Below are 24,393 nucleotides of genomic sequence, written 5' to 3' on the forward strand. Positions count from 1 at the left end.
AGCGCTACGTCAGCCGCTCTTGACGATCTTGCCCGCGTCACCCTGGTCGCCGGCCGAGCCCTCGGTGACCGACGCCGGAATGGGCTGGTCCGCCCTGAGCGCCTGCCAGAGCTGCTGGGACTGCTTCTCCAGGGGGACGACCCGGTTGAGGTCGCTGGGGTCGTACTGGACGGGCAGCGTGACCATCTTCATGTCCTCGGCGCCGATGCCCTTGAGCCCGCCCGCGAAGGACACCAGGCTGTTCACCGACGCCAGGTCGGAGTCGGTGGTGATGGCCTTGGTGGCGGCGTCGGCGAGGTCGTACAGCTTCTTCGGGTTGGTGAAGACGCCGACGTCCTTGACCTGGCCTATCAGGGCCTTCATGAAGGCCTGCTGGAGCTGGATGCGGCCGAGGTCGCTGCCGTCGCCGACGGACTTGCGGGTGCGGACCAGGCCGAGGGACTGCTCGCCGTTGAGCTGATGGGTGCCGGGCGGCAGGTCGAGGTGGCTCTTGTCGTCCTTGATCGCCTTGTTGGTGGTGACCGGGACGCCGCCGAGTTCGTCGATGAGCTTCTTGAAGCCGGTGAAGTCGACCTCGACGTAGTGGTCCATGCGGATGCCGGACATCTGCTCCACGGTCTTCACCGCGCAGGCGGGTCCGCCGACCTCGTACGCCGTGTTGAACATCTGGCGCTGGGCGGAGGGGACGGTGGTCCTGCCGTCCTTGTCGGAGACGCACTGCGGGCGCGTGATCAGGGTGTCGCGCGGGATGGAGACGATGGACGCCTTCTTGTGACCCTCGTACACGTGCAGGATCATCGCGGTGTCCGAGCGGGCGCCGCCCTCGTCCGTGCCGTACTGGGCGTTGTCGCCGTGCCGGGAGTCGGAGCCGAGGACCAGGATGTCCATCGACCCGTTGTCGACCTCCTCGGGGCGGTCGTTGCCCAGGGCCGCGTTGATGTCGACGCCCTTGAGGTTGCCGTCGAGCTTGAAGTAGACCCAGCCGAGCCCGCCGCCGCCGACCAGGACCACGCCCGCGGCGACCCACGCCAGCGTCGTCGCGGTCTTGCGGCCCTTGGTGGGTGACTTGCGGCGCTTGCCGGTGGCCCGTATTCGGCCGCTGCTCCTGCCTTGGTCGCTCATTCGCTCCTCAGTCCCTCGTGGATGCCCGCGTACCCCCTGCCGTGGTGGATCAGGCACGGTTTGTCGACAGATATCGGTCACTTGTCAGACGCCGAATCACCTCGAAGGGTTGCACAGCACCGTGTGTCACCCCCTGCCGACAAGGGCTGCCCGTCATGCTTCCGGAGAGATCTAAGAGCCCTTCTTAGCGGCCCCCACCTGCGTTTTCACCGGCCCCGCCAGCACTCCGGACCATGATCACCCGCTGTGACGGATGTGTCGTAAGTCTCGGGGAGGTCACGGCGGGGAGCGCGGGAAAACGGCGGGGAGGCGGGAAAACCGGCAGGGTACGACGCCGGGGGCCCCGCCACATGTCTCATGGCGGGGCCCCCGGCGTCGTACCGGAACTACTAGTCGTTGCCGTTGCCGTTCGAAGACGGGGTGGTCTTCGCGATCTGCATCAGGAACTCGGCGTTCGACTTGGTCTGCTTCATCTTGTCGAGCAGCAGCTCGATCGCCTGCTGCGAGTCGAGTGCGTGCAGCACCCGGCGCAGCTTCCAGACGATCGCCAGCTCCTCGGCGTTGAGCAGGATCTCTTCCTTACGGGTTCCGGACGGGTCGACGTCCACCGCGGGGAAGATGCGCTTGTCGGCGAGCTTGCGGTCGAGCTTGAGCTCCATGTTGCCGGTGCCCTTGAACTCCTCGAAGATCACCTCGTCCATGCGGGATCCGGTGTCCACCAGAGCGGTGGCGAGGATGGTCAGCGAGCCGCCGTCCTCGATGTTCCGGGCCGCACCGAAGAAGCGCTTCGGCGGGTACAGGGCGGTCGAGTCGACACCACCGGAGAGGATGCGCCCGGAGGCCGGGGCCGCCAGGTTGTACGCACGGCCCAGGCGGGTGATCGAGTCGAGCAGCACGACCACGTCGTGACCCAGCTCGACGAGGCGCTTGGCGCGCTCGATGGCCAGCTCGGCGACGGTGGTGTGGTCCTCGGCGGGACGGTCGAAGGTCGAGGAGATGACCTCGCCCTTCACCGACCGCTGCATGTCGGTGACCTCTTCCGGACGCTCGTCGACCAGGACGACCATCAGGTGGCACTCGGGGTTGTTGACCGTGATCGCGTTGGCGATGGCCTGCATGATCATGGTCTTGCCGGTCTTCGGCGGGGCCACGATCAGACCGCGCTGGCCCTTGCCGATCGGTGCGACGAGGTCGATGATCCGGGTCGTCAGGACGCCCGGGTCGGTCTCCAGGCGCAGCCGGTCCTGGGGGTAGAGCGGCGTCAGCTTCTGGAACTCGGGGCGGCCGCGGCCGCTCTCCGGCGCCATGCCGTTGACGGAGTCCAGGCGGACCAGCGCGTTGAACTTCTCGCGGCGCTCGCCGTCCTTGGGCTGGCGGACCGCACCGGTGGTGTGGTCGCCCTTGCGCAGGCCGTTCTTGCGGACCTGGGCCAGCGAGACGTACACGTCGTTGGGGCCCGGCAGGTAGCCGGAGGTCCGGATGAACGCGTAGTTGTCGAGGATGTCCAGGATGCCCGCGACGGGGATCAGCACATCGTCGTCGTTGACCTGCGGCGGGGCGTCCGAGCCGAACTCTTCGCGGCCACGACGGCCACGGCGGTCGCGGTAGCGGCCGCGGCGGCCGCGGCGGCCACCCTCGAAGTCGTCGTCGTCCTGGGGCCCGTTGTCACGGTCGCGGTTGTCGCGGCCCTGGTTGCCCTGGCTGTTGCCGCCACCCTGGCTCTGGCTGCCCTGGTTGCCCTGGCCACCGCCCTGGTTGCCGCCGCCCTGGCGCTGCTGGCGGCCCTGGTCGTCGCCGCCCTTGCCACCGCGGTCGCGGTCACGGTCGCGCTCGCGACGGCTCTGGCGGTCACCGCGGCCCTGACGCTCGCCGCGGCCCTGACGGTCCCGGCGGCCCTCGGCGTTGTCGGCCGACTGCTCGGCCTTGGCGTCGCCGCGGGTTTCGGTCTGCGCCTCGGCCTTGGCGTCGGTCTTGACGTCGCTCTTCGGCTCGGACTTCTGGCGGTCCGTCACCTCGCTTGCGCCGGTGGCCTGTTCGGGGCTGCCGGCCGCGGCGGTGGCGCGACGGCGGCGGCGCTCACCGGCCGGCTGGTCGTCACTGGCCGGCTGGCCGGGGATGTCGATCTGCTGCTGGGCGACGGCCTTCTCGGCCTTCGCGGACTTCTCGGCAGCCGGAGCGACAGCTTCCGGAGCGGCTTCGGTACGGGCCTTGGAGGTGGCGCGGCGCTTCGGCTTGCTCTCGGCGTCGGCCTTCTCGGCACTCTTGGCCGGGGCGGAGCCGCCGCCGGCCTGCGTCTCCTTGATGACCTCGATCAGCTGGCCCTTGCGCATCCGCGCGGTGCCCTTGATCCCGAGGCCGGACGCGACCTGCTGCAGCTCGGCCAGGACCATGCCGTCCAGGCCGGTGCCGGAGCGGCGGCGCCGTGGGGCACTGCCGGTGGCAGCACCTGCGTCGGACGCGTTGTCGACATTCTTGTCGGCAGTCACGCCCATCAGATCGGTGGTGTCGCTCACGAAGGGTCCTTCCCTGGAGCGGACGTCGGCCTGTCTGGCTCGGCGACCGGTTGTGCTGTCCGGCGGTCCCTCTTGCAGAACCGTGCCGGGGCGGTGGTCCGCCGGAAATGGCGGGAGATAAACGTGCGTGGGGTTCCGACCCGAAGTCCCCAGTTGCCCCCTCTGGGAAGAACGCGGGGTGTCGTGCCGGTTCCGGAGCGTGCTCAAAACTGCTCAGGCAGGCTGCTCAGGCAGTTTGGGGAGGCTCCCGGAAGAAGAGTGGTCCCTGAGGGGACACCATGCACCGCGCCGCGAAGGCGTCGGATGCAGACTTGAGATTAACACTACCGGCTCCAACAAACATTCCCCCTCTCTTCCACCGGCAATCGCTTGCGGCCCTATTCGGACGCGTCCTGCTGCGGGTCCTGCTGGGCCAGCGGCAGCACGCAGGAGCCCGTGGCGTCGAGGCCGAGCCGGCCTGCGGCCCACTCGTCCCCCGCCATCCGCATGACCTTGTCGGCCGCGGAGTCATCGGTCAGCGCGAGGACCGTGGGTCCCGCGCCGGAGATCACCGCAGGAACGCCGTCCGCGCGCAGCCGGGCCACCAGCGCGACACTCTCGGGCATCGCGGGGGTGCGGTAGTCCTGGTGGAGGCGGTCCTCGGTGGCGGGCATCAGCAGCTCGGGACGCCTGGTCAGGGCCTCGACGAGGAGGGCCGCGCGACCGGCGTTCAAGGCTGCGTCCACATGGGGGACGCTGCGCGGAAGAAGGCCCCGGGCGGCCTCGGTGAGGACCGGCTTCGAGGGAACGAAGACCACCGGAACGATGGAATCCGAGGGGTCGAGCGTGATGGCGCGGCCCGCGCCGCCGTCCATCCAGGCGACGGTGAAGCCGCCGAGGAGGCAGGCGGCGACATTGTCGGGGTGGCCCTCGATCTCGGTGGCGAGCTCCAGGAGGGCCGCGTCGTCGAGCTTGGCGTCGCCGCCTATGGTCACCGCACGGGCGGCCATGATGCCGGCACAGATGGCGGCGGAGGAGGAGCCGAGGCCGCGGCCGTGCGGGATGCGGTTGGCGCAGACGATCTCCAGGCCGCGCGGCTGTCCGCCGAGCACGTCGAAGGCGGTGCGCATGGCCCGTACCAGCAGGTGACGCTCGTCGCGGGGCAGCGTATCGGCGCCCTCGCCCGCGATGTCGATGTGCAGACCGGAGTCGGCGACTCGCACGACCACGTCGTCGTAAAGACCCAGCGACAGGCCGAAGGCGTCGAAGCCCGGCCCCAGGTTGGCGCTGGTGGCGGGGACGCGCACGCGCACGGCGGCGGCTCGGAATGCGGGACCGGCCATCGCTCGACGATCTCCTTGTGTAGCTGCGGGGTTGGTGGTCACTGCGGAACTTGCGGTTTCGCTACTGCGGTTCTTCGCTACTACTGCGGGTCTTCGCTACCTACTGCGGTTCTTCGCTACTTCGCTTCGAAACTGCGGCGCCCGGGCCTGTCGGCGGCAACACCGCGGCATATGCGGCGGGTCGGGTTCGGTACAGCCTATCGAAGGAAGGTTCTGTGAGGACATAGGGCGCACAGGAGGCGCACGATGCGTGTCGCGTGCCTTCCTGTGCCCCTACGTGTGGCGATGTCCTGTTACGGGGCCTCGCCGATGCCGCTGTACGGCGTTTACGCCAGCCCGAGCTTCTCGGCGGCGATGGCGGAGTCGACCGGGACGGCCGTCGCGGGCGGCGCTCCGGCGGTCGCCCACTCCGGGTCCTTGAGGCCGTTGCCGGTGACCGTGCAGACGATCCGCTGCCCCTTGTCGACCTTGCCCTCTTCGGCGGCCTTCAGCAGACCGGCGACCGAGGCGGCCGAGGCGGGCTCCACGAAGACACCCTCCTGAGCGGCCAACAGGCGGTAGGCGGAAAGAATTTGACGGTCCGTCACCTCGTCGATGTGACCGCCGGACTCGTCGCGGGCGGCGAGTGCGAAGTCCCAGGACGCGGGGTTGCCGATCCGGATCGCGGTGGCGACCGTGGAAGGATCCTTGACGATCTCGCCGCGGACGATGGGCGCCGAACCGGAGGCCTGGTAGCCCCACATCCGCGGAGTGTGGGTGGAGATCGCGTCGCCCGCGTACTCCTTGTAGCCCTTCCAGTACGCGGTGATGTTGCCCGCGTTGCCGACCGGGAGGACATGGATGTCCGGGGCGTCGCCCAGCGCGTCCACGATCTCGAAGGCGGCGGTCTTCTGGCCCTCGATGCGTACCGGGTTGACCGAATTGACCAGCGCCACCGGGTAGTTGTCGGAGAGCGAGCGGGCCAGCGTCAGGCAGTCGTCGAAGTTTCCGTCGACCTGGAGGATCTTCGCGCCGTGGACCAGCGCCTGGCCCATCTTGCCGAGCGCGATCTTGCCCTGCGGGACCAGAACGGCGCAGACCATCTGGGCGCGCACCGCGTAGGCCGCCGCGGACGCGGAGGTGTTGCCCGTCGACGCGCAGATGACGGCCTTCGCGCCCTCCTCCTTGGCGCGGGTGATCGCCATGGTCATACCGCGGTCCTTGAAGGAACCGGTCGGGTTGGCGCCCTCGACCTTGAGGTACACCTCGCAGCCCGTGCGCTCGGAGAGGACCTGCGCACGAACGAGCGGTGTGCCGCCCTCGCCGAGCGAGACGACCGGCGTCGTGGCCGTGACCGGGAGACGGTCCCGGTACTCCTCGATGATGCCGCGCCACTGGTGGGTGCCCTTGATGGTCATGGGTCCTTACTCCCCTTCAACACGCATGATGCTGGCGACACCTCGGACGGTGTCCAGCTTGCGCAGCGCCTCGACGGTCCCGGAGAGGGCGGCGTCGGGCGCGCGGTGGGTGACGACGACGAGGGAGGCCTCGCCGTCCTTCCCCGACTGGCGGACGGTGTCGATCGACACGTCGTGTTCGGCGAAGACCGTCGCGACCTGGGCGAGTACGCCCGGCTTGTCGGCCACGTCGAGGCTGATGTGGTACCGCGTGACGACCTCGCCCATCGGGCTGACCGGGAGGCGGGTGTACGCGGATTCGCCCGGGCCCGTGGAGCCGCCGAGCTTGTTGCGGCAGACCGCGACCAGGTCGCCCAGAACGGCGGACGCGGTGGGCGCGCCGCCCGCGCCGGGGCCGTAGAACATGAGCTGACCGGCGGCCTCCGCTTCCACGAAGACCGCGTTGTACGCCTCGCGGACTGAGGCCAGCGGGTGGGTCAGCGGGATCATCGCGGGGTGCACCCGCGCGGTGACCGACCGCCCGTCGGCGGCCCGCTCACAGATGGCGAGCAGCTTGACGGTGCAGCCCATCCGCTTTGCGGAAGCGATGTCCGCGGCGGTCACCTCGGTGAGGCCTTCGCGGTGTACGTCGCCGATCTTGACCCGGGTGTGGAAGGCGATCCCGGCGAGGATGGCGGCCTTGGCGGCGGCGTCGAAGCCCTCGACGTCGGCGGTCGGGTCGGCCTCGGCGTACCCGAGGGCGGTGGCCTCGTCGAGTGCCTCGGAGTAACCGGCTCCGCTCGTGTCCATCTTGTCGAGGATGAAGTTGGTGGTGCCGTTGACGATGCCCAGGACCCGGTTGACCTTGTCGCCGGCCAGGGACTCGCGCAGCGGACGTACCAGCGGGATCGCACCCGCGACGGCGGCCTCGTAGTAGAGGTCCCGGCCGTGCTTCTCGGCGGCGGCGTGCAGTGCGGCGCCGTCCTCGGCGAGGAGTGCCTTGTTGGCGGAGACGACGGAGGCGCCGTGCTCGAAGGCGGTGGTGATCAGGGTGCGGGCCGGCTCGATGCCACCGATGACCTCGATGACGACGTCGATGTCACCCCGTTTGACCAGGGCGGTCGCATCGGTGGTGATGAGTGCGGGGTCGATGCCCGCGCGGACCTTCGAGGGCTGCCGTACGGCCACACCGACGAGCTCGACCGGGGCGCCGATGCGCGCCGTGAGGTCGTCGGCGTGCGTCGTCATGATGCGCGCCACCTCTGAGCCGACCACACCACAGCCCAGCAGCGCCACCTTCAGCGGACGCGTACGCATCATCCGACCTCACTCCTCATACTTCTTACGGTGTTGACCAGTCTCACTCACCGGACGGGAGTTTCTTCCCCCCGTCCAATGAGTGAGACATGGATTTCACTAGCCGACATCGAGCCGCAGGAGATCTTCCTCGGTCTCGCGCCTGACGATCACCCTGGCCGCGCCGTCCTTGACGGCGACGACCGGCGGGCGAAGTGCGTGGTTGTAGTTGCTGGCCATGGAGCGGCAGTACGCCCCGGTGGCGGGCACGGCGAGCAGGTCGCCGGGGGCGGTGTCGGCGGGCAGGAAGGCGTCCCGCACGACGATGTCGCCGCTCTCGCAGTGCTTGCCGACGACCCGTACCAGCATGGGCTCGGCGTCGGAGCGGCGCGAGACGAGGGCCACGCTGTACTCGGCGTCGTAGAGCGCGGTGCGGATGTTGTCCGACATGCCGCCGTCCACGCTGACGTACGTCCGCAGCCCGTCGAGGGGCTTGATGGTGCCGACCTCGTACAGCGTGAAGGCCGTCGGGCCGACGATGGCGCGGCCCGGCTCGACCGAGATGCGGGGCGTGCGGAGCTTTGCCGATTCGCATTCGCGAGTGACGATCTCGGTGAGTGCCTTGGCGATGTCCTGGGGCTCGCGGGGGTCGTCCTCGGAGGTGTAGGCGATGCCGAGGCCGCCGCCGAGGTCGATCTCGGGGAGCTCGACGCCGTGCTCGTCCCGTACCTCGGCGAGCAGCTGCACCACGCGCCGCGCGGACACCTCGAAGCCGGCCATGTCGAAGATCTGCGAGCCGATGTGGGAGTGGATGCCGATGAGCTCCAGGCCGTCCAGCTTGAGCGCGCGGCGGACCGCTTCCGCCGCCTGCCCCCCGGCCAGCGCGATGCCGAACTTCTGGTCCTCGTGGGCGGTGGCGATGAACTCGTGGGTGTGCGCCTCGACGCCCACCGTGACCCGGATCTGCACCCGCTGGCGCTTGCCGAGGCCCTGCGCGATGTGCGCGACCCGGACGATCTCCTGGAAGGAGTCGAGAACGATCCGGCCGACACCGGCCTCGACGGCCCGGGTGATCTCCTCGACCGACTTGTTGTTGCCGTGGAAGGCGATCCGCTCGGCGGGCATTCCGGCGTCCAGCGCCGTGGTCAGCTCGCCGCCCGAGCACACGTCGAGGTTCAGCCCCTCCTCCTTGAGCCAGCGCACGACCGCCCGGCTCAGGAAGGCCTTGCCCGCGTAGAAGACATCGGCCTCGGTGCCGAAGGCGTCGGCCCAGGCGCGGCAGCGGGCACGGAAGTCGGCCTCGTCGAGGAAGTACGCCGGGGTGCCGAACTCCTCGGCCAGGCGCGTCACTTCGATTCCTCCGACGCTCACCACACCCGCCTCACCGCGGCTGACGGTGCGCGCCCAGACCTTCTCGTCGAGGACGTTGAGGTCCTCGGCGGGGGCGGTGTAGTGGCCCTCGGTGAGGACGTCGGCGTGGCGGGGCCCGGCGGGGTGGGCGGAACGGCTCATGTTCTTCTCTCACTCACATCACAGGTGAACGGGTGCGCTGACGCCGAGCTGGGACAGGCCGCCGGCCAGCACCGTCCCGGCGGCTTCGGCGACTGCCAGCCGGGAGCGGTGGGCGGCCGAGGGTTTCTCGTCGCCGGACGGCAGGACGTGCCGCGTCTCCTGGTACCGGACGAAGGCGTCGGCGAGGGTGACCAGGTACCGGGCGACGCGCTCGGGGGCGCCCAGCCGGACGGCCGCTTCGAGCTCTACGGGGTAGGCGCCGAGCAGCCCGATCAGCTCTGGGGCGTCGACGCCGCTCCCGTACGCCGCGGAGAATCCGAGGTCGGCCGCGTTACGTCGCAGGGCCCGCGACCTGGAGTGCGCGTACTGCACCCGGAAGAGGGGGTTGCGCTCGTGCTGGGCGAGCAGCTCGGTGTCCGGGGCGGGGAGCAGTGCGCCCCACGCGGCGGCGTCATCCCCGAGCCGGGCCAGCGCGGCGGGGTCGGGCGCGGGGAGGCGGAGGGCGTCACTCCGTACGAGATCCCGCTCGGTCAGCTCCCGTACGGTCCGCCCCCCCGCATCCGCGTCGAGCGTGAAACTCAGGAAGCCGGGGCCGGTGACCTCGACGGCGGCGATGCCCGGGACACCGGTCAGCCGCTCCCGCAGGAGCTCGGCGACCTCGCGCGGAGGCTTTCCCGCGGTCCGTGCCAGGCGCAGCGCCACATTGCTGGCGTAGTCCCCGCTGCCACCCGGCCGAGTGCGCTCGACAGCGGCCCGCTCGGGCACCGGAGCGGGCAGTACGTCCTCCTCGACGGCGCGGCGCACGGCGCGCAGCACGGTGTGGGAGAGCTCTGCGGGGGTCACGGGCCAAGCCTAGGTCAGGAAGGGGGGCCGTCCGCGAACCGGTTTCAGCATCTGAGCCGGTTCAAACCTTTGATTCGCTCCTATTGCGGATGGCTCCACGCACCGTGGCCGGATTCAGCAGCGGGGCCTGGCGGGCCGGCCGAACCCGCCGCCGTGCCTGCCGTCGACGGACGGCGGCTCCTCCTGACCCGCCATCCTGCGCACCAGCCGCACCAGTTCGGCGGGCTCGAAGGGCTTGGAGAGGAAGGCGTCCACCCCGGAGGCGAGGCCGCTCTCCACCTCGTACTGCGTACACGCGCTGATGATGGCCACGGGCAGCCGGCTGGTGCGAGGGTCGTCACGCAGGCGGGCGGCGGTACTGAGCCCGTCCAGGCGCGGCATGACCACATCGAGGGTGACCACATCGGGGCGCACCTGGTGGATGATCTCCAGGCATTCGGCACCGTCGGAGGCGGTCACCACCTCGAAGCCCTCCAGTTCGAGGTTGACCCTGATCAGCTGCCTGATGACCTTGTTGTCATCGACGACAAGGACCCGGCCGAACGCGCCCGACACCCTTCGAGAGTAGGTGGGACTCTCTCGCCGCGTCCGGGTTTTGCCCACTTCCGGCCCGGGCACGGAAGGGGAGCGCCGGCGACCGGCTGACGTGCGGGGCGTGCAGATATCTGTTCACGGGCACCTGCGGGGAGCTGGTAAGGTTCACCACGTCGCCGACACACCGTGCGACACGCCCCCGTAGCTCAGGGGATAGAGCATCGGCCTCCGGAGCCGGGTGCGCAGGTTCGAATCCTGCCGGGGGCACTTCAACAGAAGTGCCGAGTACGAAGGCCGGACCCAGTTTTCTGGGTCCGGCCTTCGTCGTTTTGTGGTGCCCGTGTCGTCCCGCCCGGTGGTGTTCGTCCATGGTGCGGTCATGTCGGGGAATGGGGGCGGTAAAGCCCCGGTGTGCGGACTTGGTGCGTCTTTAGGCTACGCGCGGGTCTGCGGTGGTGGACCTCAAGTGGCGTGCAGGTCTTGGGGGTTGTGAGGGATGAAGTCCGTGCTTCTGAACTGGGGGCCGACGCTGGTGTTCAGCGTGCTGCTGCCGTGGGTGACGTACGGGGTGCTGACGGACGGTGGGATGGAGCCGGTCACGGCGCTCTTTCTGATTGCCGGGTGGCCGTTGGCCGAGGTGGGGATCTTCTACGGAATCCATCGCCGGATCGACGAGTTCGGCGTGATGATTCTGATTGTGCTGGTGCTGGGGGCGGTCAGTGCGCTCGCGCTCCACAGCGAGAAGATGGTCTTCGTGAAGGACTCGGCGCTGACGGGGCTGCTGGGGCTGGCCTATCTGGTGACGCTGTTCCTGAAGCGGCCGATGATGTTCTATTTCGGGCGGAAGTTCGCGACGGACGGGTCCGCCGAGGGCATCGCCCGGTGGAACGGGCTGTGGGACGCGTATCCCGGATTCCGGGCCAGTCAGCGGAAGTTGACGGTGGTGTGGGGTGTCGCCTTCCTGGTGGAGGCGGTGGTGCGGATCGCGCTCACCTATGTGCTGGAGACGTCGACGATGGTGGGGGTCTCGTCGGTGATGCCGTTCGTGGTGCTGGCCGGGTTGATGACGTACACGATTCAGACGGGGCGGAAGGGGCGGGCCCGGATGGCCGCCTCCGGGAACGCTCCGGGCGGTGCGGTGGCCGAGGGGGCGGAGGCGGCCGGCTGAAGGGTGGGTGGAGTTGCGGTGCCCCGGGTGAACGATCGCGTTCGCGGTGCTACCGAAAAGTGTCAGAGAAGCCGACTACCAGCCGCGTCCCGTGGATAGAGACCATGTAAGTAGGTTCGCCATGCACTCCCGGCCCTCGTTAGTAGCGCTGGAGAATGCCTGCGCTTTGCAGCTCACGGATGTGTTCGACCGTTCGGGTCGGAGTGCTGCCTCCCCGGACCAGTACACCGGCCTCGATGTTCCTGGAGACACCGGAACGAGTGAGGTTGGCGCTGGTGGTCAGGAGGATGCTGCGGTCCGCCACGGCGAGCTTGGCGTGAGTCTTCGCTCCGGGTTCCGGGCGCTTCGCGGGCGGCCAGTGCCAGACCACCACTCCAGGCACCGCGAGAAAGGCCGAAGCGGGTTCCGTACCCTGCAGGGCGCTTCCCGCGCCCTGCAGGGTCTCGACCACCACGTCGACCGAGACTCCCCTGGCCACCGCCTTCCCCAGTGCTTCGGTCAGCGGAGCGTAGGGCTGTGCCGAATAGGTCATCAGGATCAGTTCGGAGCGGGCCTGGGCCACGACGTCGGTGAGCAGGGCGCGGTCGGTGGCCCTGACGGGCACCCGAGGCGAGGAGGGTCCGCTCCATACGAGCGAGACGTCCTGCTCGGCCTGCCGCTGGGCGTATCCGGCCGCCAGGCCGAGCAGATATGCCTCGGCCTGTACGTCCGGTACGGCGTCGGCGGCTCGGGCGTCCAGCAGCTCCTTTGCCGCTTCCGCAAAGCCCGACACCGCACGGGCCGTCAGTATCGTGCTGCGGGCCTTTCCCTGCCCGATCCCCTCGGCGATGACACGCAAAGCGTCCGGCCCCTGGTCGGCCACCACCTTCGCCGCTGCCGCCTCTAAGTGCCGGTTGTTCACTTGGCCCTCTGAAGAAGGACCAGTTCCGGCGCGTCGATGGGGACGATGAACCTGCGGTCGAGGAAGCGGTTGCCGCGTTCGCAGGTCGTCTCGGACACGAAGAGGCAGACATGGCAGGCGGCGCCGTGCAGGAAGTCCTCCGGCGGGTGCGGCAGCCGCTCGGAGCACAGAGGGTCGGACGAGCAGCGCTCGGCGTCGTCCAGCGCCCGGTTCACGATCCTGGTGAGCCGGTCGGGCTCGCCGAGTGCGACCAGGCCGCCCAGCGTTCCCTCGGCGTCGGGGACCGCCGTGTAGATGAGGATGCCGGTGCGCAGGTCGTTCTCTCGGCCCGCGTAGATCCGCTCGGAAAGACTGGCCGAGGAGTAGCCGCACTCCAGCGAGATCGCGCGGATCAGGAGGTGGGAGAGGGTGTGCAGGGCGATGTAGCGGGCTCCGGGCCAACCGCGCATCGGATCGTCGACACCTTCGACCCGTCCGGAGTAGCGGTTCTTGCGGAACTCCACGTACGCCGCGCGGTGGGCCTTGAGTGCCGCCGAGTCCTCGACACGCTGCTCCCAGGCGGTCACCAGATCCTCGGGCACGCGAAGGAACAAGCCTTCACCGCGGACCTCGCTGGCCGGCACCCAGCTGGGAATGCGGCTTCGCGAGAGCGGGGCACGGGCGACCAGGTCCGGATCGTCCGGGTCGGGTGCGTCGAGGCGGGTGAATCCGGTCAGGGCGCGCACCTCACGGAGGCGTTCGGCCTGGACGATGTGGGAGAAGACGCCCGACAACTCGGCAGGTACGTCGACCGGGTTGAGCGCGAAGTCGTTGCTGTGCTCGGGAATCTTCGATGCGGTAAAGATCTCCCACTCCGGGGTGAGTAGGTCGGGGTAGGCGGAGCTGTCGGTCTCGGTCGCGCCTGCCAGTTCCGCGCGGTGTGCCTCGATCGCCTCGTACACCTCCTCCTTGCTCCACTGGTGCAGGCCGCTGAACTGGGAGAATCCCCAGGCGAAATCGAGGTAGCCCGGGTTTGTCACCTTCTCGAGTTCGCCCCAGAGCTGCTCGACCTTGCCGGCCAACGCGCTCCCGTTGGTCGGCGGTACGGCCAGCGCGCTCAGAGTCTGGGCGAACCACTGGTTCGAGGCGCCGACGATCAGTGGCTTCGGGCGCTCCGTGCAGCCGTTGGCGTCGAAGGTGGCCAGGTGCGGGTGGCGGCCCCGGCAGCCGGGGAGGTTGTCCTCGCCGCGTTTGCCCATCGCGTCGCGGATGTTGCGGTCCTTGTCGCACGACAGGCATTTGATCTTGACGTTGGCCGCCTGGTTGCCGCCGTGGTCGATCATCTGGAGGCGGGGGCGGTCGGCCTTCGGGCAATCGCCACCCCGGTGCACGAAGGACACGTACGGGAAGTCGTCGAGGTGTCCGGCGCGGCAGGCCAGGACGAAGCGCGCGGCTACGGCCAGAGGCTTCTTGCCGCGCTTGCCCGTGCAGTTGTCGTGGTAGAAGCGGGCCCGGTCGGGCATGCGGGGCTGGGAGTTCTCGAACTTGAAGATCTTGGAGTCGAGCGCGTTCAGTTCATTGCAGACGGTGCAGCGCAGCCATTGGGGGAAGGGCTGTACGGGCACGCCCACCCGGGACGCCTGCCCGTTGGGGTCGTGGTCCAGGCCGTCCATCCAGGGAGCGGGCCGCAGCTGCTTGACCGATTCGCCCGTCGGGTCGCCGTAGAGGCGGTTCACGGCTTGGAGCAGCCTCGGTTCCTTGAGATCCGTCGGCTCGAAGGCGTTGTAGTCCCAGTCGTCGATACCACGGGTCAGAACAGCGAAGTTGGGCAGGTCGACGAGGGCGCCGACGCCACTGGTGAACATGAGGTGGCTGGGGCGCACGGCGCCCACCCGGCGGCGGTACTGGCCGGTGTCCGTCATCGCTTTGCCTTCTTCCCTGCCGCTGCTGCCGTGAGGTCCAGTGTCATGCCCATTTCGTCACCCTCGGGAATGTCCCCCGATTCCTCGGACTCCCCGGAGCCCGCACCGCCGCCGCCTCCCGCGTAGGCCCACGGCGGGGCCCCTCCCGTGACGTCGAACATTCCGGTTCCCGGCATCAGCAAGTTGATCTCGTTCTCGGTCTCGCGCATGGACTGGGCCACGGTCAGCTCGTCCCAGCTGCCGCTGCCCGCCCTCTTGAGGAGGCCCACGAGTTGCTGACCGTTCCACTTGCCGGTTTCGTAGCCGAGCCGGGCGTGGGATTCCTTCTCGGTCTCCCAGCGGTCCTTGAGCGTTTCGATGCGTTCGGAGAGATAGCCGCGGGCCCGTGCACCAGCCACCGTCTCGGCGCGGTCGAGGAAGCGGGCGGTGACGTCTGCCACCTCCGGGCCGTGCAGGTCGACGTCGAAGGCGTCCGCGTTGCGCGAGTGGTCCTCCACGGTGTTGCGTACGGCGGCGATCCAGGCGGCGGCAGCCGTACGGTCCAGGGAGCGGCGGGCGAAGGGAGTGACGGACAGTGCTTCGACCCGTCGGTAGAAGGTGGCGTGGTAGTTGTCGAAGTCCTCGAAGTGCGCCAGGTCGCGGGGCCGTGTCCAGTTGTAGAGGGTGACGACCAAGCCGGGGCGGTTGGCGTCACGGCCGACGCGGGAGGAGGCCTGGATGTACTCGGCGGTCTGCTTGGGCTGCCCGGTCACGACCATGAGCCCGAACCGCGATACGTCCACGCCCACCTGCAGCATCGAGGTGGCGAGGACCACGTCGATACCGCCCGCTCCCTCGTTCAGGAGGGGCAGCCTGGCCGCGTCCAGCCGCACCTTGTGCTTCTTGGACTCGGCGACCTCCTGCCAGAACGCACGCCGTCGCAGCGTGGTCTGCTGCTCCTCGTCGAAGGGGACTTCCAGCCTCTTGAGCACTTCGGTGATCTGGCCGGAGGAGATACGGGAGGTGAGCTCCTCCACGGTGAGCATGCCCGACCGGGTCCCCCGGTCGGAGAGCCCCTTGCGTCGGCCGTGCACCCGCACCCGGGTGACGATGTCGTCGTCCAGCAGCCGCCGCATTCCGGCGAGTTCACGGGTCGCGTTGAAGTAGCCGACCAACGTCATGTACGGGTCGGCCGCACGGCCGTACTTGTCGAAAAGGGTCTGTCCGGCGAGGAGCAGGATCTCCGCGAGCCGGATCTCGGCGGCCTTCAGCCGTGTCCCGTGCGCACAGACACCCATGTACCGCCGCCCGGGAGCCTCCTTCGACAGCGGGACCTGCTGGGAGAAGAAGGTGTCCTCGACATCGATGACCTGCGGCGGGAAGATCGCCGCCTTACGGGCGAACACCCCCAGGATCTGGTCCGCCGCCCGCTTCGTGGTGGCCGTGGACGCCACGATCTTCGGGCCCGCCCGGCGGATTCCACCGTACCCATCCGATACCGGCCAGCTGCACAGCTCGTCCACGGCCGCTTCGAAGAGTCCGACAGTGGTGCCCAACGCACCAGAGATCAGGTGGAGTTCGTCCTGGATGATCAGGTCCGGCGGGCGCAGCCGGGACACTGCCTGACTGGTCACCGCAGGCAGCTTGCCCTTGGCGTTGTGGCTGTCCACGCACTTGGTGCGGGCGTCGAGGTCGGCGTGCCGGTAGCCGTGCCGGGGGCAGCGGCGCGAGACCCGTCCGAAGAGCATGCCCGCGGAGCCCCGCCAGGGCAGCTGGGCGAGCTTGTCGACGGTGGCGATCAGCAGGCTGGGAGTGAGCCGGTAGATCTCCTCGTCGACGGTCAGGATCGGCAGCCCCTCGCGCGGGGAGCGCCGCCGCGAGAAGAGGCAGGCCGCCTCGCCCTCGCCGTTGGCGCAGTAGAGGAGCACCCGGCGCAGGTCCTCGTCCACCTGGAGGTCCCGCTGCGCGCTGAGAGCCGTACCGCACCAGGGGCAGGCCAGGGTCTGGAGGACCTTGGCACCGCGTCCGTCACCGGACTCCTTGGCCTCGGCGACCTGGTTCTTCGCGTCCTCAAAGCTGTTGGGCGATACGGAGAGGCCGACCCACAGCCCGATCCGGAAGGGCGTCTCGCCCCAACGCAGATCTCCGGCGCCGTACTTCTCGCGCCTGAGCACCTCCGCCGCGCACACCAGAGCGGCGGCCCGCTGAAACTGCTGGGCGGTCAGCAGCCGCAGCGTGTAACGCATCAGTACGGCGACACCGGCTTCGCCACTGCGGGCGTCCGCACCGCCGCCGACCACACCTTGCAGCCTGCGGATGGCGAAGGTGAAGGCTGCGAGCCCCAGGTATGCCTCGGTCTTTCCACCACCGGTCGGGAAGAACAACAGGTCGACCACGGCCTGCGGCCCGGCCTCCCGCTCCTCAAGACCTGGAATTGTCAGCGCCCGCAGATTCAGCAGTACAAAGGCCAGCTGGAACGGCCGCCAGGAGGCAGCTTCCTCCCCCTTGCCGTCGATCACCGCCTTCGCCTCGGCGAACCCCAGCCCTTCGTCCTCCCGCAGTGCCGCGACGGCGGTGTGCCGACGCTGGAGTGCCATCGCCTCATTGGCAAACCGGAACGCTTCCAAGGCCTCCGGGTGGTCGGGGTCCTTCAGCAGGTCCACACCGAGAGTGATCCGTACGGATACGTCGCCCGCCGCGTCGATGGCGGCGAGGGCCCGGTCCCGCAGGGCGGGCGGCAGCCCTTCCGCCTGCGCCCTGCGTTCCTCCAACCAGGCCGCGTATCCGTCGGCGAGAGGCGCCAGGGCGTCGGACAGCTCTGCCGGTTCGAGGATCGCGAGCCGGTCCATGGACAGTTCCAGGCCGGCCAGATGTGGGGCGTCCTTCGCCGACGGGGCGAGGGTCGCGGGCACGTTGTGCACGGGCAGCCAGGTAGTGGCCAGCGCCTTGGCCCTCCGGGTGCCTTCCTCCGGCGTAACCTCGACCGCGACGTTGCGCCCTCGCGCGTGGCTCAGCTGGTTGCGGTACAGCAGGTCGAGGTGCTGCTCCTCCGGGTCCTCGTACCGGCCGCCGCCCTGCCCCTCCAGTACATCGGCGATGGGCAGGAAGACCGGAGCGGCCCCGTCCAGTGCGGTGACCTCGATCCTGGCCTGGAAGAGCCAGGCGGTGTCTTTGCCCGAAGAGGGCTCCTCCTGCGCATTCACCAAGGACAGTTCGACGACGCGGATGGCGCCGCCCGACCCGTCGGGCCTGCTCCGTACATCCACGATCAGCCTGACCCCGGGGGCGTCCGGATGATCGGCGGTGAGCGCGAGAACCTGGTGGGCGGCCTGGTCGAGCCGCACTTCCTTCGGGATGTCGACCTGTTCACGAGACCATGTGGTCAGAGGCTTCGTGGTCAGGGCTTTCTCGTCCTCGGTGAGCACCTGGGTGCGGTGATAGCGCCCCCACCGGATCCGTACGGAGACGGCCCCCGTGCTGTCGTCCTCCGGCACCGCGAACATCATCCCCATCGAGGATGCCCACATCCGCCCGGCGTTCTGCGTGGTGAGCTTCTCCGGCATGTCGTGCTCCGTGCCGTCCCCCTCGCCTCCCAGGTCGCCGTCGGCCTGGTCGCCCGCCGCGTCAAGCGAAGAGGTGAGGGTCCGCTTCGGCCCGAGCATTCCCACCAGGTACCGGTCCCTGGGGCCGGCGGCCTTGGGGTCGAACTCCTCCAGGTCGCCGTCCCAGGGGCCGAGCAGGTCCCGGGAGATCAACTCGCCCAGCTCGTCCCGGACTTCGTACGACGTCGCCGGAACGAGCGTCTGCGGCACCTCACGCACACGCTGAAGCAGATCCTCTTCGGCGTTCCCCGCGTGAGCGCCTGCGGACTCCTTGGGCATCTGGGTTTCCTCTTCCGTTCCGGCGGTGCGGCAGATCCTTCTCGGATGCTATCGGCGGGCACTGACATTCGACCCTGCCAATCGATCGTGCGGGCGCTTCCCGCACCCTGTCGCTTCGCGTCCCGCATCGCTACCGTTTGATCTCAGTACGTCACCGTCACCTGTCCGTTGGGGGCGCCATGGGTACCGGTACGAGGCATGCCCCAACGACCCACCGGCGGGCACAGCCGGACGGCAGGACGCAGCATCGGGAGTGGCTCGGCCTGGTGACGGTGGACGGGCCCCTCCCCGACATGGAGACCCTCCACGGTGTCTGGCCACAGCTCGATGCCCTCGACAGGCCGATGCGGGACGGGCTGCGGCTTGCCCACCGTGAGTGGCAGGAGGCGGTGGTACGGGAACACCGGCCGTGGATCGACTTCGTACTGGGCGATCTGCTCGGCTGGGGGGACGCGCTGCGCAGCGATGCGGAGTCCCTGGCGGCCCTGGCCTCCTCGGCCTTGGGCGGCTCCGATCATCAGGAACCCCTCACTCCTTCCTTCATCCTCGTCCCGCCGGACGGCACCGCCGCCGAGCCCGCGCTTCTCGGCCTGGTCTGCCCGCCGGACACCGTGCCCACCTCCCGTGTCCCCGGCTCGGCGACCGTGGCCACTCCCGTCGACCGGCTCGCCGTACTGTGCCGCAGCCACGGTGTCCCACTGGGCCTCGCCACCTCGGGCAGATGGTGGACCCTGGTCCACGCGCCCCGGCAGAAGCCGACGACCACGGTGACCTTCGACTCCGCCGACTGGCCCGCCCGCGCCGAACGGACGGCGGTGCGGGCGTTCGTGTCGCTGCTGCACCGCCGCCGCTTCTTCGCCGTTCCCGACGACGAGACGCTCGCCGCCCTGCTGACCGGCGTCAAGGACCAGAGCCAGCAGATCACCGACTCGCTGGGCCGCCAGGTCCAGCAAGCGGTGTCGCTCCTGGTCTCGGCGATCGGCAGGCTCGACGCCGACCAACGAGCAGCGGGCGGCGAGGGGTTGGGGCGGACCGACGCCTCCGAGGTGTACCAGGCCGCCCTGGCGACCCAGATGCGCATCCTGTTCGCCTTCTTCGCGGAGGAGCAGGGGCTGTTGCCGGCCGACAATCCGGTGTACGCCCAGGGGTACTCGGCCGGTGGCCTCTGCGCCGACCTGGAGCAGCGTGCCCGCGACACCAGCGAGGAGGACCTGGAGCACTCCACGGCCGCGTGGCACCGCCTGGTCGCACTCTTCCACGCCGTGTATGCAGGCGTGGAACACGCGGCGTTGAAGATCGGGGGCTACGACGGGAGCCTCTTCCGGCCCGATAAGTACGTCTGGCTCGAAGGTGACGAAACCCGGGGCCTCGGCCCGCTGCCCATTGACGACCGCACGGTGCTGCACATGCTGCGGGCGGTGCAGTTCGTGAAGTTGGGCAGGGGCCGCTCGGCCGAAGTCCGGAAGCTCACCTTCAGGGATCTGTCGATCGCGCAGATCGGGCACGTCTACGAGGGGCTGCTCGCGTACGAGGGATATCGCGCGGCTGAACCGATGGTGGGGCTGGTGGGGAAGGAGGGGCTGGAACAGCAGGTTCCGCTGCGGGAGTTGGAGCGGCTCGCTGCGGAATCAGTTGGCGGGCAGGGCCCAGCAAATTCCGGCTTGGCTGCCGCCCTGCACAAGGCGTACGGCCAGTCGGGTATCGGAACCGCCAAGAAACTCGAAGGGCTTCTCGCGCCACCGCCGGAAGCGGGCCGTGGCGAGGTCCGCCGGCAGCTCCTCTCTGCCACCGGAGGGGACGCACAACTCACCGAGCGTCTCCTGCCATTCCATGGACTCATACGTGTGGATCTGCGCGGACTGCCCGTCGTGGTCCCGGCCGGTGGCCTGCACCTCGCCGCCTCCTCGCAGCGCAAAGCGACCGGCGCGCACTACACGCCCGAATTCCTGGCGGCAGAGGTGGTCGAGCACGCGCTGTCGCCCCTGGTCTACTCCCCCGGCCCGCTGGACACTCCGGACAAGGATGCGTGGCGGCTCAGGACGAGTGCCGAGATCCTCCGGCTGAAGGTCGCTGATATCGCGTGTGGTTCGGGCGCCTTCCTGGTCGCTGCCTGCCGATACCTCGCCGAACGCCTGGTGGAGGCCTGGGCGATCGAGGGCGACGAGGCGTCCCGGGACCGCATTCAGTCGCAGCTGGATACGGACTCGCTCGGTCTCGCCAGGCCGGAGACCCATGACCTCTTCATGATCCGGGCACGGCGGAAGATCGCCGAGAACTGTCTGTACGGGGTGGACATCAACCCGCTCGCGGTCGAGCTCGCCAAGTTCGCCCTGTGGTTGGACACCGTCGAACCGGGGATGCCGTTCACCTTCCTGGATGACCGGATCATGGCTGGTGACTCGCTGCTCGGCATCACGTCGTACGAGCAGATAGAGGCGATGCACCTGGTGCCGGCGGCAGGGCGTGCACTGCATGCCAAGAGTCCGGTGGATTTCACTTCTGCGGTGCCGTTCCTTACGGGGCTCGGTGCGGGGGTTCAGGAGGCGGGGAGACTTCGGGATCGGATTCTTGGGATTCCGGGGCGCACGCTTGCGGATCTCGGCAAGAAGCGGCGCCTTCTCGAAGAGGCCAAGGCCGCGACCGAATTGCCCAGTCTCTTCGGTGATCTGATCGTCGGTGCGTCGCTGGCGCATCTCCATCGTGGCAAGGTGGAATTGGACCGGGCGTCGATCGCGGCGGCTGACACTCCTCGTCTCATGGCTCGGGCGGCTCCTGGGGCGGTGCCCGAGTTGGCGCGGCGGGCTCGCGGTCGGGTTGATGAGTGGCTGCGTGCGGCGCTGAAGGAGTATGGGGATGAATCACCCTGTTTTCATTGGCCCTTGCGGTTTCCGGAAGTGTTCCGCGCAGGGGGGTTCGACGCGGTGGTGGGGAATCCGCCATTCCTGGGAGGCCAGAAGATCACTGGGACTACAGGTACCCCGTATCGGGAATTTCTGGTCACCTGCATCGGTGGAGGTGTCCGTGGGAGTGCAGATCTTGTTGCGTACTTCATGCTCCGGACCAACGACCTGCTGAACCGGCACGGCCACATGGGCCTGATCGCCACCGATACCGTCGCGGAGGGAGATACCCGAGAGGTCGGGCTCGACCAGATCGTGGCGCGAGGGGGAACTATCCATCGGGCAACGGAGAGTGCGCTCTGGCCGTTGAAAGGCGCGCAGCTGAAGTACCGCGTGGTCTGGGCCGGTCACGCTCCCTTGGGCGCGGATGGGGCCCACCTCACCTCGTCACTGACCCCTGAGTCACGGGTAGCCGGAAAGCCGCACCGCTTGGCCGAGAACCGAGGGCTGGCGTTCCAAGGGTCGACGATCCTGGGGCTGGGCTTCACAATGCAGCCCGAGGCCGCGCAAGCACTCGTAGCCAAGGACTCCCGTTACGAGAAGGTGCTCTTTCCGTACCTGAACGGGCAGGACCTCAACTCACGCCCAGGAGGTGCCGCCAGCCGTTGGGTAATCAACTTCCATGACTGGAGCAAGGAGCGGGCGAAGCTCTATCCGGAGGTGTACGAGCAGGTCCTGCTCACGGTGAAACCGGAGCGCGACACGAACAAGCGGAAGGTGTACCGGGACTTCTGGTGGCAGTTCGGGGAGAAGCGCCCGTCGATGGTGAAGGCCATCGAGGGGCTGGACCGACTGATCACCATCGCCCTGGTGAGCAAGGTCGCGATGCCGATGATGGTGCCGAACAACCAGGTGTTCTCCCACATGCTCGGCGTCTTCGCCACAGATGATTTCGCCATGCTGGGGCTGCTCAGCAGCGCCCCGCACTATTGGTGGTCCATCAGCCGGGCGTCGAGCTTGAAGGGCGACCTTCGGTACACGCCCTCAGACGTATTCGCGACTTTCCCTCGCCCCGCCCCAACCGGCGAACTCCGCGCCTTGGGCGATCATCTCGACTCATGCCGCCGCGAGTTGATGCGAACCCGCAACGCAGGCCTGACCGCCACGTACAACCTCGTACACAGCCCTGCCTGCCAGGGCCCCGACATCGTCGAACTCCGCGCGATTCATCGGTCCATCGACGAGGAAGTCGTTCGCGCCTACGGCTGGCATGACCTGCTGGGCCGGCTCGACCACGGTTTCCACGACACCCGTCAAGGCGTCCGTCACACCATCGGGCCCGTGGTCCGCCAGGAGATCCTCGACCGGCTCCTAGAGCTGAACTTCAGCCGGTACGAGGAGGAGAACCCCGCGCTCTTCCACCCGTCCCACCTATCACTCGACGAGACCTAGCCCAGGAGCACCCTTCACGACGGCCCAGACCGTCTTGCCCGGGGACCCGGCGGGCCGTTCGGTGCAGCCCCAGTCGTCCGCGAGGCAGGAGACCAGGAGCAGGCCACGGCCGGAGTCGGCGGTGGGGTGGGCGGGCAGTTGCGCGGTCTCCGGTGGGCGCTTCTCGGTGCGGGTGTCGGTGACTTCGATGCGGTAGGTGCCATCGATGGTGGCGGTGAGTCTGAGGTGGAAGTCGCGGCCGGGGACGTGGCCGTGGGTGACGGCGTTGCCGGTCAGCTCGGCGGTGAGGAGGGAGAGGGTTTCGTTGAGGGGCGAGTCGTAGGGGTGGCCCCAGTCGGTGAGGCGGTGCGAGACGAGTCGGCGGGCGAGGCGGGCACCTCGGGGCGAGGAGGTGAAGCACAGGACGAACTCGTGGTCAGGGGTGGCCGGTTGAGCTGCGGGGAATGTGCTGTTCATGGGCCAACCGTGGTGGTCGCGACGTACCGTTGACCAGGAGTGACGGGGTGACCACGAGTGGTTGTACGTGGGTGTGGCGGTGGTTGTACGTGGCGGTGGGCGTGACCGGGTCGGAGGAGCGGGCGTGGGCGACGGCGGCGGAGTGGTGCGGGGCGACGGGCAGGACGAGGGGCAGGAGGAGCGGGAGCGGGAGCCCGGCATGGAGATTCTTCATGTGTTCGGGCGGCAGTTGAAGTGTCTGCGGGTACGGGTGGGGATGGAGCGGGCGGAGTTGGGGGCGCGGACGGGGTACTCGGCGTCGACGGTCGCGTCGTACGAACAGGGGCGGAGGATTCCGCCGCCGAGGTTCATCGACCGGGCGGATGAGGCGGTGGACGCGGGTGGGGCGCTGAAGGAGATGAAGGAGGAGGTGGAGCGGGCGCAGTATCCGGCGTTCTTCCGGGATGCGGCGGGCTTGGAGCGCCTGGCCGTTGAGTTGCTGGTGTTCGCGAACCAGGCGGTACCCGGACTTCTTCAGACCGAGGCGTACACACGTGCCGTGCTGGCCATGCGGCGCCCGTTGTTGGAGGACGCAGTCGTTGAGCAGCGCGTTGCCTCCCGGCTCATGCGGCAGGAGATCTATTCCCGCAGGCCTGCGCCGCTACTGAGCTTCGTCATCGACGAGGCCGTACTGCGCCGCCCGTACGGAGGCAGAGCGGTATACCGGGGGCAGTTGGAGCAAATTCTGCTGGTCGGGCAGCATCGCAACGTCGAGATCCAGATGATGCCGCTCAACCGCGAGGACAACGCGGGAGTGGACGGTGCGTTCACCGTACTGACGCGCTCGGGCGGTCGCCAGGTGGCCTACACCGAGACGCAGGGCAGGAGTTCAATGGTGACCGAGCCTGCCGAGGCACAAGCCTTCGCGTCGCGCTATGGGATCATCCGAGCGCAAGCTCTCACCCCGAGTGAGTCCTTGACCTTCATCGAGAAGCTGCTGGGAGAGGTATGAACCCCGAGGAGACCACCAACGCCAGGCGGGAACTGGCTTGGTTCAAGAGCAGTTACAGCGGTGCGGAGGGGGGCGAATGCCTTGAGGTCGCGTTGAACTGGCGTACCTCCAGCTACAGCGGCGCCGAAGGCGGCCAGTGCGTCGAGGTTGCGTCCTACCCTGCGACCGTCCACGTCCGTGACTCGAAGGTGACGGCGGGGCCGGTCCTGTCGGTCGTGCCTCAACAGTGGTCCATGTTCGTCGAGTTCGCCGCGCGGGCCTGACCGCACGGGCGTGAGGGGTGGGCCGGGGGCTCCTGGCCCACCC

The 24,393-nt window shown here is 68.8% G+C and carries 16 protein-coding genes and 1 tRNA gene; 5 read left to right on the plus strand and 12 right to left on the minus strand.

What is annotated here, in order from left to right:
* Positions 1–9: 9 nt before the first annotated feature.
* The 8 genes from ACIA73_RS05005 to ACIA73_RS05040 form a co-directional block, all read right to left on the minus strand.
* Positions 10–1,122 (minus strand): LCP family protein, encoded by a 1,113-nt coding sequence (locus ACIA73_RS05005; protein ID WP_399436888.1) that lies wholly within the window; start codon positions 1,120–1,122, stop codon positions 10–12.
* A gap of 389 nt (positions 1,123–1,511) precedes the next feature.
* Complete coding sequence (gene rho / locus ACIA73_RS05010; RefSeq protein ID WP_399436889.1) at positions 1,512–3,635, minus strand: transcription termination factor Rho; 2,124 nt, start codon at positions 3,633–3,635, stop codon at positions 1,512–1,514.
* A gap of 377 nt (positions 3,636–4,012) precedes the next feature.
* Positions 4,013–4,957, minus strand: coding sequence for a homoserine kinase (gene thrB / locus ACIA73_RS05015; protein WP_399436890.1), 945 nt, complete (start codon positions 4,955–4,957; stop codon positions 4,013–4,015).
* Positions 4,958–5,283: 326 nt separating this feature from the next.
* Positions 5,284–6,354, minus strand: coding sequence for a threonine synthase (thrC, locus tag ACIA73_RS05020; RefSeq protein WP_399436891.1), 1,071 nt, complete (start codon positions 6,352–6,354; stop codon positions 5,284–5,286).
* 6 nt (positions 6,355–6,360) lie between these two features.
* Positions 6,361–7,650, minus strand: a complete 1,290-nt coding sequence (locus tag ACIA73_RS05025; protein WP_399437451.1) for a homoserine dehydrogenase — start codon at positions 7,648–7,650, stop codon at positions 6,361–6,363.
* A 99-nt stretch (positions 7,651–7,749) separates the two neighbouring features.
* The gene (gene lysA / locus ACIA73_RS05030; protein WP_399436892.1) at positions 7,750–9,141 is read right to left on the minus strand and encodes a diaminopimelate decarboxylase; all 1,392 of its coding nucleotides are present in this window, start codon (positions 9,139–9,141) and stop codon (positions 7,750–7,752) included.
* 18 nt (positions 9,142–9,159) lie between these two features.
* Positions 9,160–9,984, minus strand: a complete 825-nt coding sequence (gene nrtL / locus ACIA73_RS05035) for an ArgS-related anticodon-binding protein NrtL (RefSeq protein ID WP_399436893.1) — start codon at positions 9,982–9,984, stop codon at positions 9,160–9,162.
* Between the two features lie 114 nt (positions 9,985–10,098).
* Entirely contained in the window at positions 10,099–10,587 is a 489-nt protein-coding gene (locus ACIA73_RS05040; protein ID WP_399437452.1) for a response regulator, read from the minus strand.
* A gap of 126 nt (positions 10,588–10,713) precedes the next feature.
* On the opposite strand from ACIA73_RS05040, the gene ACIA73_RS05045 reads away from it, so the two are divergent.
* Positions 10,714–10,785, plus strand: a tRNA-Arg gene (locus tag ACIA73_RS05045).
* 238 nt (positions 10,786–11,023) lie between these two features.
* Positions 11,024–11,686 carry a VC0807 family protein gene (locus ACIA73_RS05050; protein ID WP_399436894.1) on the plus strand — a complete coding sequence of 221 codons (663 nt, stop codon included), beginning with the start codon at positions 11,024–11,026 and terminating at the stop codon, positions 11,684–11,686.
* 139 nt (positions 11,687–11,825) lie between these two features.
* Here the strand turns inward: ACIA73_RS05050 and drmC are convergent, their stop codons facing one another.
* Genes drmC through drmA form a run of 3 tightly spaced genes read right to left on the minus strand, consistent with a single transcriptional unit; the run spans position 11,826 to position 18,348 of the window.
* Positions 11,826–12,587 carry a DISARM system phospholipase D-like protein DrmC gene (gene drmC, locus ACIA73_RS05055; protein ID WP_399436895.1) on the minus strand — a complete coding sequence of 254 codons (762 nt, stop codon included), beginning with the start codon at positions 12,585–12,587 and terminating at the stop codon, positions 11,826–11,828.
* Entirely contained in the window at positions 12,584–14,488 is a 1,905-nt protein-coding gene (gene drmB, locus ACIA73_RS05060; RefSeq protein ID WP_399436896.1) for a DrmB family protein, read from the minus strand. Before drmB ends, drmC begins: the two co-directional genes overlap by 4 nt.
* Positions 14,485–18,348: a DISARM system helicase DrmA gene (gene drmA / locus ACIA73_RS05065; protein ID WP_399436897.1), complete on the minus strand. Its 3,864-nt coding sequence runs from the start codon at positions 18,346–18,348 to the stop codon at positions 14,485–14,487. The genes drmB and drmA overlap by 4 nt, the downstream gene beginning before the upstream one ends.
* A gap of 179 nt (positions 18,349–18,527) precedes the next feature.
* Here drmA and ACIA73_RS05070 point away from each other — a divergent pair, with 179 nt between their 5' ends.
* Positions 18,528–22,640, plus strand: a complete 4,113-nt coding sequence (locus ACIA73_RS05070; RefSeq protein WP_399436898.1) for an Eco57I restriction-modification methylase domain-containing protein — start codon at positions 18,528–18,530, stop codon at positions 22,638–22,640.
* Here the strand turns inward: ACIA73_RS05070 and ACIA73_RS05075 are convergent.
* A complete protein-coding gene (locus ACIA73_RS05075; RefSeq protein WP_399436899.1) occupies positions 22,623–23,096 on the minus strand; it encodes an ATP-binding protein in 474 nt (157 codons plus the stop codon). The genes ACIA73_RS05070 and ACIA73_RS05075 overlap by 18 nt on opposite strands.
* Positions 23,097–23,220: 124 nt before the next feature.
* Here ACIA73_RS05075 and ACIA73_RS05080 point away from each other — a divergent pair, with 124 nt between their 5' ends.
* Together ACIA73_RS05080 and ACIA73_RS05085 are read left to right on the plus strand one after the other, a co-directional pair.
* Positions 23,221–24,087 (plus strand): helix-turn-helix domain-containing protein, encoded by an 867-nt coding sequence (locus ACIA73_RS05080; RefSeq protein ID WP_399436900.1) that lies wholly within the window; start codon positions 23,221–23,223, stop codon positions 24,085–24,087.
* A complete protein-coding gene (locus ACIA73_RS05085; protein ID WP_399436901.1) occupies positions 24,084–24,350 on the plus strand; it encodes a DUF397 domain-containing protein in 267 nt (88 codons plus the stop codon). Before ACIA73_RS05080 ends, ACIA73_RS05085 begins: the two co-directional genes overlap by 4 nt.
* Positions 24,351–24,393: the final 43 nt, after the last annotated feature.

This window comes from Streptomyces sp. NPDC051561 (genome assembly GCF_044454195.1).
Lineage (GTDB): Bacteria > Actinomycetota > Actinomycetes > Streptomycetales > Streptomycetaceae > Streptomyces.

Coding starts and splice junctions, on each gene's coding strand:
- ACIA73_RS05005 (WP_399436888.1), bottom strand. CDS start 1,122: ATGAGCGACCAAGGCAGGAGCAGCGGCCGAATACGGGCCACCGGCAAG.
- thrB (WP_399436890.1), bottom strand. CDS start 4,957: ATGGCCGGTCCCGCATTCCGAGCCGCCGCCGTGCGCGTGCGCGTCCCC.
- thrC (WP_399436891.1), bottom strand. CDS start 6,354: ATGACCATCAAGGGCACCCACCAGTGGCGCGGCATCATCGAGGAGTAC.
- ACIA73_RS05025 (WP_399437451.1), bottom strand. CDS start 7,650: ATGCGTACGCGTCCGCTGAAGGTGGCGCTGCTGGGCTGTGGTGTGGTC.
- lysA (WP_399436892.1), bottom strand. CDS start 9,141: ATGAGCCGTTCCGCCCACCCCGCCGGGCCCCGCCACGCCGACGTCCTC.
- drmB (WP_399436896.1), bottom strand. CDS start 14,488: ATGACGGACACCGGCCAGTACCGCCGCCGGGTGGGCGCCGTGCGCCCC.
- drmA (WP_399436897.1), bottom strand. CDS start 18,348: ATGCCCAAGGAGTCCGCAGGCGCTCACGCGGGGAACGCCGAAGAGGAT.
- ACIA73_RS05070 (WP_399436898.1), top strand. CDS start 18,528: ATGGGTACCGGTACGAGGCATGCCCCAACGACCCACCGGCGGGCACAG.
- ACIA73_RS05075 (WP_399436899.1), bottom strand. CDS start 23,096: ATGAACAGCACATTCCCCGCAGCTCAACCGGCCACCCCTGACCACGAG.
- ACIA73_RS05085 (WP_399436901.1), top strand. CDS start 24,084: ATGAACCCCGAGGAGACCACCAACGCCAGGCGGGAACTGGCTTGGTTC.